Here is a 15,817-nt window from a genome sequence, read left to right on the forward strand (position 1 = left end):
AAACTCATCATGATAAGGAAACACAATGAAAGGATTGATACGAAGAGTCACTGTCACCGTTGTGCTCTGGAGCGTTTGCTCCATCGCGATGGCAAAATCAACCATTACGCTGGATGGCGAACATCTCTCAATTGACCAGGCCTGGTCAATTGCGTTAGGTGATAACGACGTCAAAATCGCGCCGAAAGCCATGGATCGCATGGAAAAAAGTTATGATTTGGTGATGACCGCCGCGCATTCTGGAACACCCGTTTACGGTTTAACCGTGGGCGTGGGGCTAAATAAAGATCAGCCCATATTTGATGCCAAAGGAAATTTAACGCCTGAGGTGATTGACGCATCGAAAAAATTTAATGCTGCCGCGCTGCGCGCCCATTCTGCAGGCGTCGGCTCAATGTTACCGGATTATCTTGCTCGTCTCTCAATGGTATTACGTTTAAATACCATGCTGCATGGGCAAACCGGAGCGCAGCCTTATATTGCCGAACTGTATGCTGAATTTATTAATCGCGGCGTTACACCTTTAATTCCGGCGCGTGGAAGCATTGGCGCAGCAGATATTATGCTCGCATCACACGTTGGCCTGGTGATGATGGGGGAATGGAAAGCGCGGGTTAATGGCGTGGAAATGAGTGGTGGCGATGCGCTGGCGAAAGTGGGGCTTAAACCACTGGTGCCGCAGGGTAAAGATATGCTGGCGATTTTGTCGAACAACAGCGTTGGCACGGCGTATGCGATTGAAGCGGTACGGTCGGCACGCCAGTTGCTGAATGTCAGCCCGGTGGTTTTCGCTATGAGTCTGGAAGCGTTGAATGGTAACGTCGCGCCGGTACTGCCGCAGTCGATCGGCGTGCGTCCTTTCCCGCAGTTGGCTGATTCCGCGAAAGAGATCCGCGATGCGTTAATCGGTTCTTATTTATGGCATAAGGATGACAAACGTGCATTGCAGGATCCGTTATCGTTCAGAACAACGGTGTATACCCTTTCTGAGTCGGTACGTGCGCTACATGACGCAGAAGATATCATTACCGTGCAGATCAACAGTTCTGACGATAACCCGGCAACTGTGCTGAATGCTGATAAGGCGTACCAGGATTCCAGCCAGGTCGCGCAATATTTTGTTAAAGATGGCGCAATCAGCGGCGGGATTTTCCCGACGGCAAACTTCGAATCGTTACCTGTTGCGCTTGCCACCCAGCGTCTGACCGTGGCGTTAGTGCATGTTTCGCATAACAGTATGCGTCGCTCGCTGCACCTGGAAGATGATCACTTTACGGGTTTAACGCGCTTCCTGTCGGCACCCGGTAATAAAGGTCACGGCTTCGGTTCGCTGCATATTCCTTTTGTCGCGCTGCATGCAGAAAATGTTGATCTCGCCAATCCTGTTTCTTTCGATATTCAACCGGTTGCCGGAGGCATTGAAGATACCGGTGCCAATAACGACCATGCAGCCAGAAGACTGAAACAGGTGGTTGATAATTTGAACATTATTTATGGCATTGAATTGATGCATTCCGCGCAGGCAATCGATTTGCGGTTGCAAGCCGATCCACAACTGGCATTAGGTAAATCAACAAAAGCGATGTTTACCGCCTACAGAAAAGTCGTGCCATTTGTCGAGCAGGATCGCATCTTTACTCCGGATATTGCAGCATCGCAAAAATTCTTAGAAGGATATGCGATAAATCAAAAATAAAATCGGTGTTGGTTGTTTATCATAATATCCATAGATATGATAATTATCAGTTTAATAGTTTTTCTTAATATTGATTATAATAATCCGAAGGGCGTTTTGCTTTTCGGATTATTATTGCCTCATTAAGGTAATTGCCATACCGAACGTGCTGGGTTATAAATATCAATCATGATACTTATAATTTATTTATTGCTGCTTTGGTTACCATTACTTAGTAATAAGTAATGTATTTTTGATAGTTTAAACTATTTTTAAGGGACGGCATTATGAGAGGAAAAATACCCAAAACGGAATTGCTGGTGACTTTTGAGGTAGTCGCACGTCATGAAAGTTATACCAGAGCAGCAGAGGAGTTGGCGTTAACCCAAAGTGCAGTATTCAGACAAGTTAGCGCACTGGAAGAGTTTTTACATATATCATTATTTGCGCATTCTAAAAAAAGAATATTCCTTAATGATGCCGGTAAATATTATCTGGGAATTGTTAAAGAAACATTGAATAAACTGGAACGTGACACAAATACAATCATGACCTGGCAACCCACGGTTCAGGTTATTGAGCTTGCTGTCAATCCTACCTTCAGCACGCACTGGTTGATCCCCAATTTACGTGAGTTCAATAAATTGTATCCCGATATTATTGTCAATATCCACTCATTAGCCAATAACGGGGATTTTCTTAATCGGGAATACGATGCTGTCATTATGCGCGAAAATTTTTGCGCCCCCTGGTCGAAGGTAGAATATCTCTTTGAGGAAGAGATTCTGCCAGTATGCAGCGGCAGTTTGCTTTCACTGCCCGATCAAAAGCTGTCCGTTGCAGAACTACTTAGTGAGCTACCTCTTCTGCATCAGAGCACCCGTATTACTGGCTGGGAAGAGTGGTTTGCGCTATCGGGCGTTAGCAGTCCGCTGGTCAATAATGGGCCGCGTTTCGATTTGCTTTCGATGCTGATTGCCGCCGTGCGCTCTAATCTCGGCGTGGCATTGCTGCCGCGGTTCGCTATCCAACACGATTTAGATAGTGGTGATATGGTGATCCCGTGCGATGTGCCCATTCTTACCGGTAATCGCTTCATTATGACGTGGCGGGAAGAGAAGGCTGAATATCCGCACTTGCAGCTCTTTCGTGAGTGGTTGCTGGCAAAATCGGTGGTGCCGGAGGAGATGTAAACCTACGCCTGGCGAAATGCCAGGCGCAGATATTAACCGTCGAGACCTGGTTGTGCCTGACGGGGCAATTTTGCAGTGAGGCGTTCACCTCTTCAGTATCCAGAAAATGGTAAGCCAGCATAAAGATCAGCTCACCCAGCACGACTAAAGCGTAACATTCACTTTCATTAATGCCCCGCAGGGCAACTGGCACAGCGGTGTTGCTGCTCAAACTGGCTAAAGAAATTATTGCCTTTATCATCCACCAGAATGAATGCGGGCAGATTTTCAACTTCCATCATCCACACGGCTTCCATGCCCAGCTCCGGGTATTCCAGACAGCGAAGGCTTTTGACATATTCTTGCGCCAGTAACGCCGCCGCACCGCCAATACTTCCCAGATTAAAGCCGCCATGTTTGTGACAGGCATCGGTGACCTGCTGGCTGCGGTTGCCTTTCGACAACATGACCAGACTGCCGCCCGCTGCCTGAAAGGTATCGACATAACCGTCCATTCGACCGCCAGTGGTTGGCCCCAATGAACCGCAGGCCATGTTTTCTGGTGTTTTCGCCGGCCCTGCGTAATAGACAACATGATGTTTCAGGTAATCCGGCATCGGTTCACCGTTATCCAGTCGCTCTTTAATTTTTGCGTGGGCGATATCGCGCGCCACCACGATTGGCCCACTTAACGACACGCGGGTGCCGACCGGTAACGTGGCGAGATCTTGCATCACGTCACGCAATGGACGATTCAGATCGAGATGCATATGATGCGTGCGATTTTCTTCCCGCATTGATACAGGAATATATTGCCCCGGATTATGTTCGAGTTTTTCCAGCCAGATACCGTGTTTGTTAATTTTGGCCTTAATATTGCGATCGGCGGAACAGGAGAGCGCCATGGCAATTGGGCAGGAGCCGCCGTGGCGTGGCAGACGAATAACACGAATATCATGAGCGAAATATTTGCCACCAAACTGAGCACCAATACCAAATTGCTGGCTGGCGTCGAGCAATGTTTTTTCCAGTTCAACATCGCGGAATGCTTGTCCCTGCTCGTTTCCGCTGGTGGGCAGATTATCGTAGTATTTCGTTGAAGCCAGTTTGGCGACTTTTAACGCCTGATCGGCAGAAAGTCCTCCGACGACAAAGGCGATATGGTAGGGCGGACAGGCGGCGGTGCCCAGCGATTTCATTTTTTCAATTAAAAATGCGGTCAGTTTTTCCGGTTGCAGGAGAGATTTTGTTTCCTGATAAAGCGCGGCTTTATTGGCGGAGCCTCCCCCTTTATTAACACACAGAAAATGGTATTCGTCGCCGGGTACGGCGCTGATATCAATCTGCGCCGGGAGATTGGTTTGGGTATTCATCTCGGTATACATATCCAGTGGCGCATTTTGCGAAAAACGCAGATTATTTTCCTGGAAAGTGCTGTAAATACCTTTGCTCAGGGCTTCAGCATCATTGCACCCGGTCCAGATATGTTGTCCCTTGCTGGCAACAATCGTTGCTGTGCCTGTGTCCTGACAGTTGGGTAATATTCCCTTTGCCGAGACCTCTGCATTTCGCAGTAACTGCAAGGCCACGTATTTGTCATTACTGCTGGCTTGCGGATCGTTAAGAATGCTGGCGACCTGTTGCAAATGAGCAGAGCGTAAGAAAAAAGAGGCTTCATAAAATGCCTGTCGGGCAAGCAACGTTAACGCGTCAGGGGCGACTTTTATTACGTCTTCACCGTCTAACTTCGTTACCATAATATGTTGATCGCTAATTAATTTATATTCTGTACCGTCTTTATCTTGCAAAAACGGATCCTGCCAGACGAATGGTTTAGACATGATCTCTTCTCACGTTGTGGTTATTTTTACCGAATGCTAAGACAGGCCATTTTTCCAGCAGGAGCTGGATGTTTATATCACGTTGTCATTCGGTATTTACTTAAGCATTTTTTGTTTAATTACGTGTGATTTTTAGAGGGACGTAGTTCACCCATTATTTAAGATGTGATAATACCAGCATGCTTCGCAATTTATTTTAGTGATATATTTAGATAAATGTACCTGTCATGAATAAATCTGTGCAGGTACATTTATGAGGTTGATAATCTAAACAATATTAATTATTAAATATCAAAATGAATACTTAATAAAGGTGCGTGTTGCTGTGCACCATAAACATCACTATCACCCACATTTCCGGAGATAATATCTCGTGGCATGACGATTTTTACTGCATTAGAAGGATCAAACCAGACAATACGATGAATAAATTCAGGTTCAACATGATATAAGCCAGCCACCAGTTCTGGGGTTAATTGCCCAGATGATTTAACTCGCTCATAGTTTTCTTTCGTTTTAAATAAAATATCTAAAACCAGTTCATAGGGTCCGGCGTTTTTGGAGCGGATCACCTGCGCCAGTGAACGAATTGACTGTTTCATGCCTGAACTCCTTCCGGCGTCACCTGTTCGATGTGGAAATCAAAACGCAGTGCGTCGTTGGCTTCAATCAGGTGATAGATCGAGAACTCATATACCGGCCCAGCCTGTACATCTGAGGGCGAGAACGGGAAGGCGAGGTTACCTGCGGTAGCGATGCGATTTTCATAGCCATAGTGCAACATGGTTGAACGCACCAGCGAGCAAACGCTATTGGCAATCTCCTGAGTTGGCGCGACGACATCCAGCAGGATCCCCAGTTCGTGCCCGGCAGTTTGCGTGGGCTCATGAGCACCCATGACGCCATTTTTTCCGTACAGGTGGAATGTAATGCGGATGCTGTCATCGTCCAGCGAAAGGTTACTCGCTACGCTTGCTTTCACTTCTTCGATAATTTTGTCGATCCCGGCAATCATAATAGGATCGCGGGTCCCGGCAATGGTCAGGCAGCGGAAGCCAACCCGACGGGCGCCTTCCAGTTTCAGGGCATACGGCGTTTCTTCATGTTTTGAACCGCTGACATACACTTCGCCATCATTGACCGCTTTAAATGTACAGCTCTTTAGATTCAGTACGCCGCCAGGTCCAGGCAGGAAGTACGGATCAGATTTCTCATACAACGTATGCGCGGCGGCGGACGTTTCGGTAAATTTACGCTGTGGATTAAATGTCTTCAGCGTAAAGCCGTTGTCGTCAATGATACCCATTGCACAGTCTGAACCGGAGCCAGGCGTTGCGGCAATGGCCGCGCACTCAAGGATTTTCCCGCAGTGCAGCGCCAGCCCTTCGTCAAACCCCTGCATGATAGGCAGTGCGGCAAAGCAGGCCGGGTCGTAAGCGCGCCCACCCAGAACCACCTGAGCGCCTGCTTTCAGCGCCCGCTGGAAAGGCTCGATCCCCATTTGCGCCACAATGTAGGTACTTTCGTCGATTGCTTCATGGGTTAATGCCGGGACAAAATCCAGCGCCGTGATTTTGCCATTATCCAGCGCTTCGTGGACGAGTGCTTTGTCGACGTCAGCAGGAATCAGCGCCATCGAGAACGAGAGTTTTTCTTCTTGCGCAATTTCATGAATAATTTCACGGCACCACTCCAGATGTGGGGCCGCGCCGGAGCCGCCTGCCGTACCGATTACCACCGGAATGTTGTTCTTCACGCCAGCGGTTATCATGTAACGCAGGTCGCGTTTGACGCCCGCCCGGTCGGTAAAGGCTTTACCCGCCCCCAGGTAATGGGGACCTGGGTCAGATGAACCGGCGTCAACGGCGATCAGATCCGGAGATTCTTCCATCGCCTTATTAAAACTTTCTTCCGGGAAACCATAACCAAGAATGGCTGTTGGCGATAACACTTTGAATTTACGAGCCATCTGTTATCCCTTAGCCTGCAACAGTGCGATAGTACGATTCATTTCGTTGAAGACGATGTTGAGGCCTTCGTCGAAACCCATCCCTGGCTTGACCAGCATACGCATTGGGCGTGCGGCCAGCGCAACGTGCACACAGGTGCGGGCGCTGATCTCTGTTTCGTTGCAGGTGCCGCCCTGGTAGGCTTCCATCCCGTGTTTGTTGCAATACAACACTGCGTCAACGATGTTATGAACACCGCCAAGATCCGGCGTTTTAATTTGCACCATATGACAACTGCCTGCATCGGTGAAATCAACGATATCCTGGTAGGTGTTACACCACTCGTCAGCGACAATTTTCACGCCGGAACCGAGGCGCGTCAGCTCTTTGGTGATGGCGGTTAACAAGCGAATTTGATCAGGTTTATTACCGGCATCGACAGGACCTTCAATGTACAGTGGCAAACCTTGTGCTTCGTCTTCCAGACTGGCGATGTATTGGGCGCAGCGCACCGGATCCATATCGAAGATCAGACCGATAGTGCCGTAAACGTCAATGTGCAGGGTAGGGCGATAGCGTGCGCTGGTGCGTTTGCCCAAAATGCGATCCGCCAGCCAACGGATATATTCGCGTAGTTTTTCACCTTTATAGCCCAGCTTCTCTTCAACGTTATTAATCAATGCATGTGGCAGGACATCGACGCCTTTAAGGATCATTTTATCCACAGCGATGTAACGGTCGTCACCGCTTTGACCAAATAACGGAATGGATTCCGCTACGCAGGGTAATTGCCATTCGGCACAAACGACCTCGGTTTTCAGGCGACCGGTTGCCAGCGCGGTGGCGTCAAGTAATGCCTGCGATAAACCATAACGCACGGCAGTGTGCAGCAGGTTGCCGTCAATACGCAGTTTGTCGAAGAAACGGGCATTCGGCAGGAATGCGTCCACATCGCGACCTTCCAGCAAAGGTTTGATATGCGTGTTGAGGAACGGAATAAAGTGTTCAGCAAGGAATAGTGGATCGCGGCCACCAGCTCCGGAGTATTGAACAGCAGCACAGTCACCGACGGCGACGGCACCGTTTTCCAGAATCAACTGAACTGAAACGCACTCCCCGGCCTGGCGCACAGCGCTAAAACCGGGCGTTACTGGCTCCCCGGTATAAAAAAAGCCGTCATGACCCGCTCCGTTTTTTATCGCCTGCTGGTCGTCGAAATAGAACGATGAGTAACCAGCGGTGAAAAGGGCCTGTTTTATTTTCATTATGGTCTTCCTATTAATTTGCTGTGGGATACGGCATTGATGTCATCTACAACCATCTGGAATGTCGGTTGGCGTCCTTCAACGCGTGCGCGTTCGGCAACGTAATCGTGATGGAGGTCAAGAATCTCTTTTGGCAGAGGAACGGCTCCGGCTTCAAGTACGCGGATAGCCCCGGTGTTGTCACGAACCGGAAGAAGTTTGCCCGCGTTGCAGGCGGCTGGCGCAAAGGGTACATCCAGTACACCCGCTTCAAAAGCCAGCACTGTACCGCGCGCGATATCACCATTGCCCAGTTCGAACACTTTATTCAGGACGGCACGAACTTCACTTTTAATCAGCTCAATTTCCAGTTCAACCACAGGGCATGGCGGGAATTTTTGATCGCTGACCATATTGAGCATTTGACGGGAGGCTTTCAGCCCCTGCACGTTGGCGGCGGCGGTAGGTATACCCCATGCTTCATGTGGGCTTTTGGTGATAACTTTAGTTGCGCCCGACATGCCTGCTACCGCCGCGCCCCAGGAGATAATGGCGAACGCTTTCGATTCGTCTTCCGGAAAACCGCCCATCCACTGGTGGAACACCGTACTTAACTCGTAGTCCGTATAACCATTGTTTTGGAAGTATTCGTGCGCGAGTTCACGTAGAGACCGGATCGCCGCAATATCTTGTGTCAGGCAGCCGACCTGGCCATAACCAACAGTGATAGATTTTACGCCTTGTTCCAACGCCAACAGGCCCTCGATAATCGCAACAGAGTGCGAGATAAATGGCGGGATCAGCGTTCCAGTCAGTGGGCCAAATGGTTCGCGGTTGATACGAATGCCATGTTCTTCATACAACCCCATTAAGCGGTCGCAGTACTGCCAGTCGCGGATAGATTTTTCCAGCGTTACACGTTTGGCATACGGAATATTGTAGGAAATGCCGCCGCCTTCATAACTGGTGAAGCCACTGGCCATTGAGATTTCAGCCAGCAGGCGCGCATCTGGCGTGCCGTGGCGGATCTGTAACGGTTTTTGCAGGGTTTCGGTCAGACGGCGGCACGCTGCGACACCGTGGTTAACCACCGGTAAACCGTTCAGTTTAGATGTTCCGGCTTCGATGGACTTCTTAATGCCCACCGCCGCTTCTTCGTAACGATTCAGACGGGTGTAGGCATCAATGGTGCTCGGCAGCAGATCGCACTCTTCTTGTAGTGTTTTCAGTAGTTCAATGTGTTCGTCCATCAGCGCCACGCCAGCGCGCGGCTGGCTAAGTGTTTTACCTTCCAGGTCTGCTTTCAGCAGGGCAAGGGAGAAGCGTTTATGTTCAGGAATGGTTTGTTGGTATTTAACGCCATCTTCGAATTTTTCAACGTCCTTGCCAGTTTCCCAGGTTTTCAGTACCTGTTGCCGCTCGGCCATGAATTCTTCATGGGTTAATTTCTTGTTTCGAAGTTCCATTGGTTGCTGCCTTAATTGTTATAGGGTTAAGCATTGAATACTGGTGAGCGCAGCGGCTTGCGGGTCTACTCTGGCGACGTTTGCCAGCAGTGGAAATAGCCCCTGTGAATCACGGTAATATTCAAATTGAGTCGGTAAGAGAATGCGTTTGCCGTCGTCGTTTAACTCGCGGTACTTCAGCCAGTGATGAATATCAAACTGGCTGGCGCGCGACAGCCATCCACCGGAGCCGATGACTTTGTGCACGGTGGTAAGGTCGCGTCCCATTTGTAAATCAACATTACCGACGCAGGTGCAGACTTCTTTTTTGGTGCCCGCATGACGTTCTGTGGCGTAACCCACGCACAGCCCGGCCAGCACAGCATCGAAATATTTTTCTTCTGTGTTAGCGGGTAAGTATTCGGGATGAGCGGCCAAATGACGAAGGTAATGATAAAAAGCCTCCTGCTGCATGGGTTGCTGAGCAAAGATCATATTGACTAAGTCTTTTGCGTTTTCACCAACCACCGCCGCCGAGACGCGCATCCCCAGATCGCCTTCTACGGTTCGTTTTATGAATGGTTCTGGTACGCCGTGCAAAACGGTATCTGGCGCGAGATGATTAATGCAGGCGGAATAGACGTCGGTGGTTGCGCCGCCCATGTCGAGAAGAATGAACTCTTTCCAGTGACTATTTACATTGCTGATGGCCTTTACCAACTCATAGACCGTCCACGGTGTCGGCATCGGTTCTTCGCCCGTTTCATCAACAATGACATCCAGTCCTTTTCCTTTAACAATACGTTTGAGAAAAATGTCGCAGATGGCCTGACGCGCGGCCAAAGGGGTTGGATGGTCAAGGTCAGGCAGGACGTTATCGACGATAGTCAGCTCTTTATGCCCAAGGATGGCTTGCACTTCATCCTGAATATCCCTGTTTCCGGCATAAATAATGGCGCAGTCGAGTTTTGATTCTGCCAGCACGCGGGCGTTATTCAGTCCGTAACTTTCTTCACCGCCGTCGGTGCCGCCGGTGAACAACAGGATGTCTGGCGGTGTCTCTTCCAGCGCCTGAATATCACGGCGGTTCAGCTTATAGGCGTAATATTGCGTGATTTTAGCGCCAGCAGAGTGAGCGGTTACTTTCGCAGTTTCCAGGGTGATAGAAGGCACTAACCCCATTGCAGCGACCGCCAGTCCCCCTTTGGCTGAGGAGGAATACTTCAATGCAACCTCACCGCAGTTTAACAGGGGGAGGGCATTATCTACGTTTAACACCTGGTTCAGGCTGGAGAAAAAACCTTCCGCCAGATGGTGCGTGGTGGTTGGAGTCAGAACGTGGTTAACCAACGTTAACGCGTCCCCCTCCCGAGTGAAGAGGGCTGCTTTGGTCCACGTCGATCCAATATCGACAGAGACAATTTGCATCAGATTGCCTCTTCGAGAATGTGTATTTCTACGCCATGACGTTGGTTGATATCGTTGGTCATCAGTTGGCAGACATCTTCTAAGTCATGGCTGGGGGCGAAGACGCGATCAAAACCCATTTCTTTGAATTTGATTTCCACGTCAGCGAAGTCATGTTTACCCACCACCAGGTTACCGCCCACATAAAGCAGAATGTCACCCAGCCCGCGCTCGATGCAGCGTTCACGCATGCCCAGACAGTCGATATCGCCATGACCATAGATAGAGGAAACCACAATCGCGTTAGCGCCAGTTTCAATGGCGGCATCAATATATTCGTCCTGGCTGACCATAACGCCCAGATTAATGACCCTGAAGTCATGGGTGGTAAAAACACGATCCAGAACTTTATTGCCTACTGCATGGCAGTCAGCGCCAATAACGCCAATCACAAGTGTTGCTTTCTTCATGGGTAATCCTTTGTAAGACAGAGAGTAAAATAAGTTACACACGTTGTATTTATGGCCATACATAACGGCACATGCTTAATATCACTGGAGTTTCTTTGCCCAGTCATTAGGATGCAATTGATCTATTTTCAAAATATCTTTCGTAAAATGCTTGTTTATAATGTGTGTTTAAATAGGTGAGAAAATTCAATGCATTGCGATGCCTTGCGCCATTGATTTTAATTTTTTTTAAATTCTATTGATCTAATATGTTGATATAATTGTGATCAACATCTAATTTGCATTTTGGGCACACTTTTAACCCCTATAAAGGCAATTAAAAAAGTTTGATGTATGTATCCAATACTATTCGCTTCTGGCTTAACGCAGAATTGTAAAAATAATGTTGTAAGTAACAAGTAGTTAATATCCTGCACAGGTTTATGCCATTCGTTGGAGCTAATCAACTTTACGCCATAGGAGTATTTTTTAGAGGCAGGGTAACGTATTGTTCGAAGGAATCTGGAGTTTTATAACACTCACTTACAATCCCACTTCGTTGTTTCGTGTTGCTGTTAAATGAATAACAATATTCTATATATAACAGCCTGCGGTAGACTTACTTGCTGAATTACCTGCTATTTTTCTTAATTGTTAATTGCTGAATTAATCGTAGAGGACAAGAGCGGGAAAATACCTATACCCTATAATTTCGCTTAAAAAATTTTCGTCCCGCCTGACTATACCCAATACATCTATTCCTATAAGTGATTATTACCAGAGAAACAATAAAATAATGGACTCATAGGGATGTGCTCATAAAGACAACAATCGATTAACTTTGATAAAAATATGTTATGTAAAATGGCAACAAATTGGCTACTCTAACTAATTAGTATTATAAAAAGTCGATAAAGCAGCTCTGTTAAATAAAATACTGGTTTTTTATCTATATCTCTCCATTGCGATAATAATTATGCATTTATGGTTTACAATGTGTTAACAATAAAATTACCAACAATCTCTAATTCACACATAATTAACATATCTGATTGATTTTGATATAAATCAATTTTTAATTCTTGAAAAAAATCTGCAAAACACGATAAATTGTCGTAGATCAAATTGGTGAGATGGTGACAATTTCGCTATAAATTGATCACTGTCGAAAAATGCAAATTTGTTCAATAAAAACCTGTTTATTGTAAGGATTTTGCGGCGTAATATAATTGCGGGATCAATTTGGTTTATTCATTAACATGTTTGTAACTTTTTATCATTGTCTTTTCCTCTTTTGATGAAATGGCAACGATAGGGGCGAGCAAATAATTTTGTATTGGGGCATGCGTGTGACCCTTTCTAACGGGGTTCACTCTCGGAGTCTTCATGCGATGAGCAAGGAGTCATGATGTTAGATATAGTCGAACTGTCGCGCTTACAGTTTGCCTTGACCGCGATGTACCACTTCCTTTTTGTGCCACTGACGCTCGGTATGGCGTTCCTGCTGGCCATCATGGAAACGGTCTACGTCCTTTCCGGCAAACAGATTTATAAAGATATGACAAAGTTCTGGGGCAAGTTGTTTGGTATCAACTTTGCTCTGGGTGTGGCAACCGGTTTAACCATGGAGTTCCAGTTCGGAACTAACTGGTCTTATTATTCTCACTATGTAGGGGATATCTTCGGTGCGCCGCTGGCAATCGAAGGTCTGATGGCCTTCTTCCTCGAATCCACCTTTGTAGGTCTGTTCTTCTTCGGTTGGGATCGTCTGGGTAAAGTTCAGCATATGTGTGTCACCTGGCTGGTGGCGCTCGGTTCAAACCTGTCCGCACTGTGGATTCTGGTTGCGAACGGCTGGATGCAAAACCCAATCGCGTCCGATTTCAATTTCGAAACTATGCGTATGGAGATGGTGAGCTTCTCCGAGCTGGTGCTTAACCCGGTTGCTCAGGTGAAATTCGTTCACACTGTTGCGTCTGGTTATGTGACTGGCGCGATGTTCATCCTCGGTATCAGCGCATGGTATATGCTGAAAGGCCGTGACTTCGCCTTCGCAAAACGCTCCTTTGCTATCGCTGCAAGCTTCGGTATGGCTGCTGTTCTGTCCGTTATTGTTCTGGGTGATGAATCCGGTTACGAAATGGGTGACGTGCAGAAAACCAAACTGGCTGCTATTGAAGCCGAGTGGGAAACTCAACCTGCGCCTGCTGCCTTTACTCTGTTCGGTATTCCTGATCAGGAAGAGCAGACGAACAAATTTGCAATCCAGATCCCTTATGCGCTGGGTATCATCGCTACACGTTCTGTGGATACGCCGGTTATCGGCCTGAAAGAGCTGATGGTGCAGCACGAAGAACGTATCCGTAACGGGATGAAAGCGTACTCTCTGCTTGAGCAACTGCGTTCTGGTTCTACCGACCAGGCTGTACGCGATCAGTTCAATAGCATGAAGAAAGATCTCGGTTATGGTCTGCTGCTGAAACGCTATACGCCGAATGTGGCGGATGCGACTGAAGCGCAGATTCAACAGGCAACCAAAGACTCTATTCCACGTGTAGCACCGCTGTACTTCGCGTTCCGCATCATGGTGGCGTGTGGCTTCCTGCTGCTGGCAATTATCGCGCTCTCCTTCTGGAGCGTAATCCGCAACCGTATCGGTGAGAAAAAATGGCTGCTGCGCGCCGCGCTGTACGGTATTCCGCTGCCGTGGATCGCTGTAGAAGCGGGCTGGTTTGTTGCCGAATATGGTCGTCAACCGTGGGCTATCGGTGAGGTGCTGCCTACCGCAGTGGCGAACTCGTCGCTGACTGCAGGCGATCTCATCTTCTCTATGGTTCTGATTTGCGGCCTGTATACCCTGTTCCTGGTGGCAGAAATGTTCTTAATGTTCAAGTTTGCACGCCTCGGCCCAAGCAGCCTGAAAACCGGTCGCTATCACTTTGAGCAGTCTTCCACGACTACTCAGCCGGCACGCTAAGACAGGAGTCGTCAAATGATCGATTATGAAGTATTGCGTTTTATCTGGTGGCTGCTGGTTGGCATTCTGCTGATTGGTTTTGCAGTCACTGACGGTTTCGACATGGGGGTGGGCATGCTCACCCGTTTCCTCGGTCGTAACGACACCGAGCGTCGAATTATGATTAACTCCATCGCCCCACACTGGGACGGTAACCAGGTTTGGCTGATCACTGCTGGCGGCGCATTATTTGCTGCCTGGCCGATGGTCTATGCCGCTGCGTTTTCCGGCTTCTATGTCGCGATGATCCTCGTGCTGGCATCTTTGTTCTTCCGTCCGGTCGGTTTTGATTACCGTTCCAAGATTGAAGAAACCCGCTGGCGTAACATGTGGGACTGGGGCATCTTCATTGGTAGCTTCGTTCCGCCGCTGGTGATTGGCGTGGCGTTCGGTAACCTGTTGCAGGGTGTACCGTTCAATGTTGATGAATATCTCCGTCTGTACTACACCGGTAACTTCTTCCAACTGCTCAATCCGTTCGGCCTGCTGGCTGGTGTGGTAAGCGTCGGGATGATCATCACTCAGGGTGCAACCTATCTGCAAATGCGCACCGTTGGTGAACTGCACCTGCGTACCCGTGCAACGGCTCAGGTGGCGGCGCTGGTAACGCTGGTGTGCTTCGCACTGGCTGGCGTATGGGTGATGTACGGTATCGACGGTTATGTTGTGAAGTCGACAATGGACCATTACGCAGCATCTAACCCGCTGAATAAAGAAGTGGTTCGTGAAGCTGGTGCATGGCTGTTGAACTTCAACAACACGCCAATTCTGTGGGCTATTCCGGCTCTGGGGGTGGTTCTACCACTGCTGACTATCCTGACTGCGCGTATGGATAAAGCCGCGTGGGCGTTTGTGTTCTCTTCTCTGACACTGGCCTGCATCATTCTGACTGCGGGTATTGCAATGTTCCCGTTTGTAATGCCGTCCAGCACCATGATGAATGCAAGTCTGACAATGTGGGATGCAACTTCCAGCCAACTGACGCTTAACGTCATGACCTGGGTTGCGGTGGTTCTGGTGCCGATCATTCTGCTCTACACCGCCTGGTGTTACTGGAAAATGTTCGGACGTATCACCAAAGAAGATATTGAACGTAACACCCACTCTCTGTACTAAGTAAGGAGCTAAAAATGTGGTATTTCGCATGGATTCTGGGAACGCTTCTTGCCTGTTCATTTGGGGTAATTACCGCGCTGGCGCTTGAGCACGTCGAATCAGGCAAAGCCGGTCAAGAAGACAGTTGATGAGTAAGATTATCGCAACCTTGTATGCGGTAATGGACAAGCGCCCTCTGAGGGCGCTTTCCTTCGTGATGGCGCTTCTGTTAGCAGGATGTATGTTTTGGGACCCATCACGTTTTGCCGCGAAGACCAGTGAGCTGGAAATCTGGCATGGATTATTGCTGATGTGGGCCGTCTGCGCAGGCGTTATTCACGGCGTGGGGTTTCGTCCGCAGAAGGTTCTTTGGAAAGGGATTTTTTGCCCATTGCTTGCTGATCTTGTTCTCATTGTAGGGCTGATTTTCTTCTTCTTTTAAATCAGAATTCTCTTTAAAAATTTATGGGCCGTTGAGGGTCCATAAATTTTTTACGCTCCCTTAACTTACCCTCATTCCCAAA

13 protein-coding genes are annotated in these 15,817 nt (G+C 48.3%); 6 read left to right on the forward strand and 7 right to left on the reverse strand.

Translation table 11 applies throughout. From position 1 onward, the window contains the following. The first annotated feature begins 25 nt into the window (after positions 1–25). Both ESM_RS0106485 and ESM_RS0106490 read left to right on the forward strand, forming a co-directional pair. Positions 26–1,696, forward strand: a complete 1,671-nt coding sequence (locus tag ESM_RS0106485) for an HAL/PAL/TAL family ammonia-lyase (RefSeq protein ID WP_016261820.1) — start codon at positions 26–28, stop codon at positions 1,694–1,696. Between the two features lie 266 nt (positions 1,697–1,962). Beyond that, positions 1,963–2,868 carry a LysR family transcriptional regulator gene (locus ESM_RS0106490; protein WP_001214252.1) on the forward strand — a complete coding sequence of 302 codons (906 nt, stop codon included), beginning with the start codon at positions 1,963–1,965 and terminating at the stop codon, positions 2,866–2,868. Positions 2,869–3,035: 167 nt separating this feature from the next. Here ESM_RS0106490 and ESM_RS0106495 read toward each other — a convergent pair whose 3' ends face one another. The 7 genes from ESM_RS0106495 to glmS form a co-directional block, all read right to left on the reverse strand. Next, a complete protein-coding gene (locus tag ESM_RS0106495; RefSeq protein ID WP_000042551.1) occupies positions 3,036–4,688 on the reverse strand; it encodes a class I fumarate hydratase in 1,653 nt (550 codons plus the stop codon). 284 nt (positions 4,689–4,972) lie between these two features. After that, entirely contained in the window at positions 4,973–5,290 is a 318-nt protein-coding gene (locus ESM_RS0106500; protein WP_000813902.1) for a DUF4387 domain-containing protein, read from the reverse strand. Then, positions 5,287–6,657, reverse strand: coding sequence for an acyclic terpene utilization AtuA family protein (locus ESM_RS0106505; RefSeq protein WP_000101359.1), 1,371 nt, complete (start codon positions 6,655–6,657; stop codon positions 5,287–5,289). Before ESM_RS0106505 ends, ESM_RS0106500 begins: the two co-directional genes overlap by 4 nt. A gap of 3 nt (positions 6,658–6,660) precedes the next feature. Next, positions 6,661–7,902 (reverse strand): methylaspartate ammonia-lyase, encoded by a 1,242-nt coding sequence (locus ESM_RS0106510; protein WP_000695017.1) that lies wholly within the window; start codon positions 7,900–7,902, stop codon positions 6,661–6,663. After that, entirely contained in the window at positions 7,902–9,347 is a 1,446-nt protein-coding gene (locus ESM_RS0106515) for a methylaspartate mutase subunit E (RefSeq protein ID WP_000423332.1), read from the reverse strand. The genes ESM_RS0106510 and ESM_RS0106515 overlap by 1 nt, the downstream gene beginning before the upstream one ends. 18 nt (positions 9,348–9,365) lie before the next feature. Then, complete coding sequence (glmL, locus tag ESM_RS0106520; protein ID WP_001167704.1) at positions 9,366–10,754, reverse strand: methylaspartate mutase accessory protein GlmL; 1,389 nt, start codon at positions 10,752–10,754, stop codon at positions 9,366–9,368. Then, complete coding sequence (gene glmS, locus ESM_RS0106525) at positions 10,754–11,203, reverse strand: methylaspartate mutase subunit S (protein ID WP_000710399.1); 450 nt, start codon at positions 11,201–11,203, stop codon at positions 10,754–10,756. Before glmS ends, glmL begins: the two co-directional genes overlap by 1 nt. Before the next feature lie 1,387 nt (positions 11,204–12,590). Here glmS and cydA point away from each other — a divergent pair. Genes cydA through ybgE form a run of 4 tightly spaced genes read left to right on the forward strand, consistent with a single transcriptional unit; the run spans position 12,591 to position 15,735 of the window. Then, positions 12,591–14,159 (forward strand): cytochrome ubiquinol oxidase subunit I, encoded by a 1,569-nt coding sequence (gene cydA / locus ESM_RS0106530; protein ID WP_001516006.1) that lies wholly within the window; start codon positions 12,591–12,593, stop codon positions 14,157–14,159. A 15-nt stretch (positions 14,160–14,174) separates the two neighbouring features. Continuing rightward, positions 14,175–15,314, forward strand: a complete 1,140-nt coding sequence (cydB, locus tag ESM_RS0106535) for a cytochrome d ubiquinol oxidase subunit II (RefSeq protein ID WP_000568263.1) — start codon at positions 14,175–14,177, stop codon at positions 15,312–15,314. Positions 15,315–15,328: 14 nt separating this feature from the next. Continuing rightward, positions 15,329–15,442 carry a cytochrome bd-I oxidase subunit CydX gene (cydX, locus tag ESM_RS01000000124215; RefSeq protein WP_000270283.1) on the forward strand — a complete coding sequence of 38 codons (114 nt, stop codon included), beginning with the start codon at positions 15,329–15,331 and terminating at the stop codon, positions 15,440–15,442. Then, entirely contained in the window at positions 15,442–15,735 is a 294-nt protein-coding gene (gene ybgE, locus ESM_RS0106545; protein ID WP_000034596.1) for a cyd operon protein YbgE, read from the forward strand. The genes cydX and ybgE overlap by 1 nt, the downstream gene beginning before the upstream one ends. Positions 15,736–15,817: the final 82 nt, after the last annotated feature.

This window comes from Escherichia sp. TW09308 (assembly GCF_000208565.1).
GTDB classification, from domain to species: domain Bacteria; phylum Pseudomonadota; class Gammaproteobacteria; order Enterobacterales; family Enterobacteriaceae; genus Escherichia; species Escherichia marmotae.

Bases quoted from the DNA above. Each gene is read 5' to 3' on its own strand.
- ESM_RS0106485 (WP_016261820.1), top strand. From the start codon at position 26: ATGAAAGGATTGATACGAAGAGTCACTGTCACCGTTGTGCTCTGGAGC.
- ESM_RS0106490 (WP_001214252.1), top strand. From the start codon at position 1,963: ATGAGAGGAAAAATACCCAAAACGGAATTGCTGGTGACTTTTGAGGTA.
- ESM_RS0106495 (WP_000042551.1), bottom strand. From the start codon at position 4,688: ATGTCTAAACCATTCGTCTGGCAGGATCCGTTTTTGCAAGATAAAGAC.
- ESM_RS0106500 (WP_000813902.1), bottom strand. From the start codon at position 5,290: ATGAAACAGTCAATTCGTTCACTGGCGCAGGTGATCCGCTCCAAAAAC.
- ESM_RS0106505 (WP_000101359.1), bottom strand. From the start codon at position 6,657: ATGGCTCGTAAATTCAAAGTGTTATCGCCAACAGCCATTCTTGGTTAT.
- ESM_RS0106510 (WP_000695017.1), bottom strand. From the start codon at position 7,902: ATGAAAATAAAACAGGCCCTTTTCACCGCTGGTTACTCATCGTTCTAT.
- ESM_RS0106515 (WP_000423332.1), bottom strand. From the start codon at position 9,347: ATGGAACTTCGAAACAAGAAATTAACCCATGAAGAATTCATGGCCGAG.
- glmL (WP_001167704.1), bottom strand. From the start codon at position 10,754: ATGCAAATTGTCTCTGTCGATATTGGATCGACGTGGACCAAAGCAGCC.
- glmS (WP_000710399.1), bottom strand. From the start codon at position 11,203: ATGAAGAAAGCAACACTTGTGATTGGCGTTATTGGCGCTGACTGCCAT.
- cydA (WP_001516006.1), top strand. From the start codon at position 12,591: ATGTTAGATATAGTCGAACTGTCGCGCTTACAGTTTGCCTTGACCGCG.
- cydB (WP_000568263.1), top strand. From the start codon at position 14,175: ATGATCGATTATGAAGTATTGCGTTTTATCTGGTGGCTGCTGGTTGGC.
- cydX (WP_000270283.1), top strand. From the start codon at position 15,329: ATGTGGTATTTCGCATGGATTCTGGGAACGCTTCTTGCCTGTTCATTT.
- ybgE (WP_000034596.1), top strand. From the start codon at position 15,442: ATGAGTAAGATTATCGCAACCTTGTATGCGGTAATGGACAAGCGCCCT.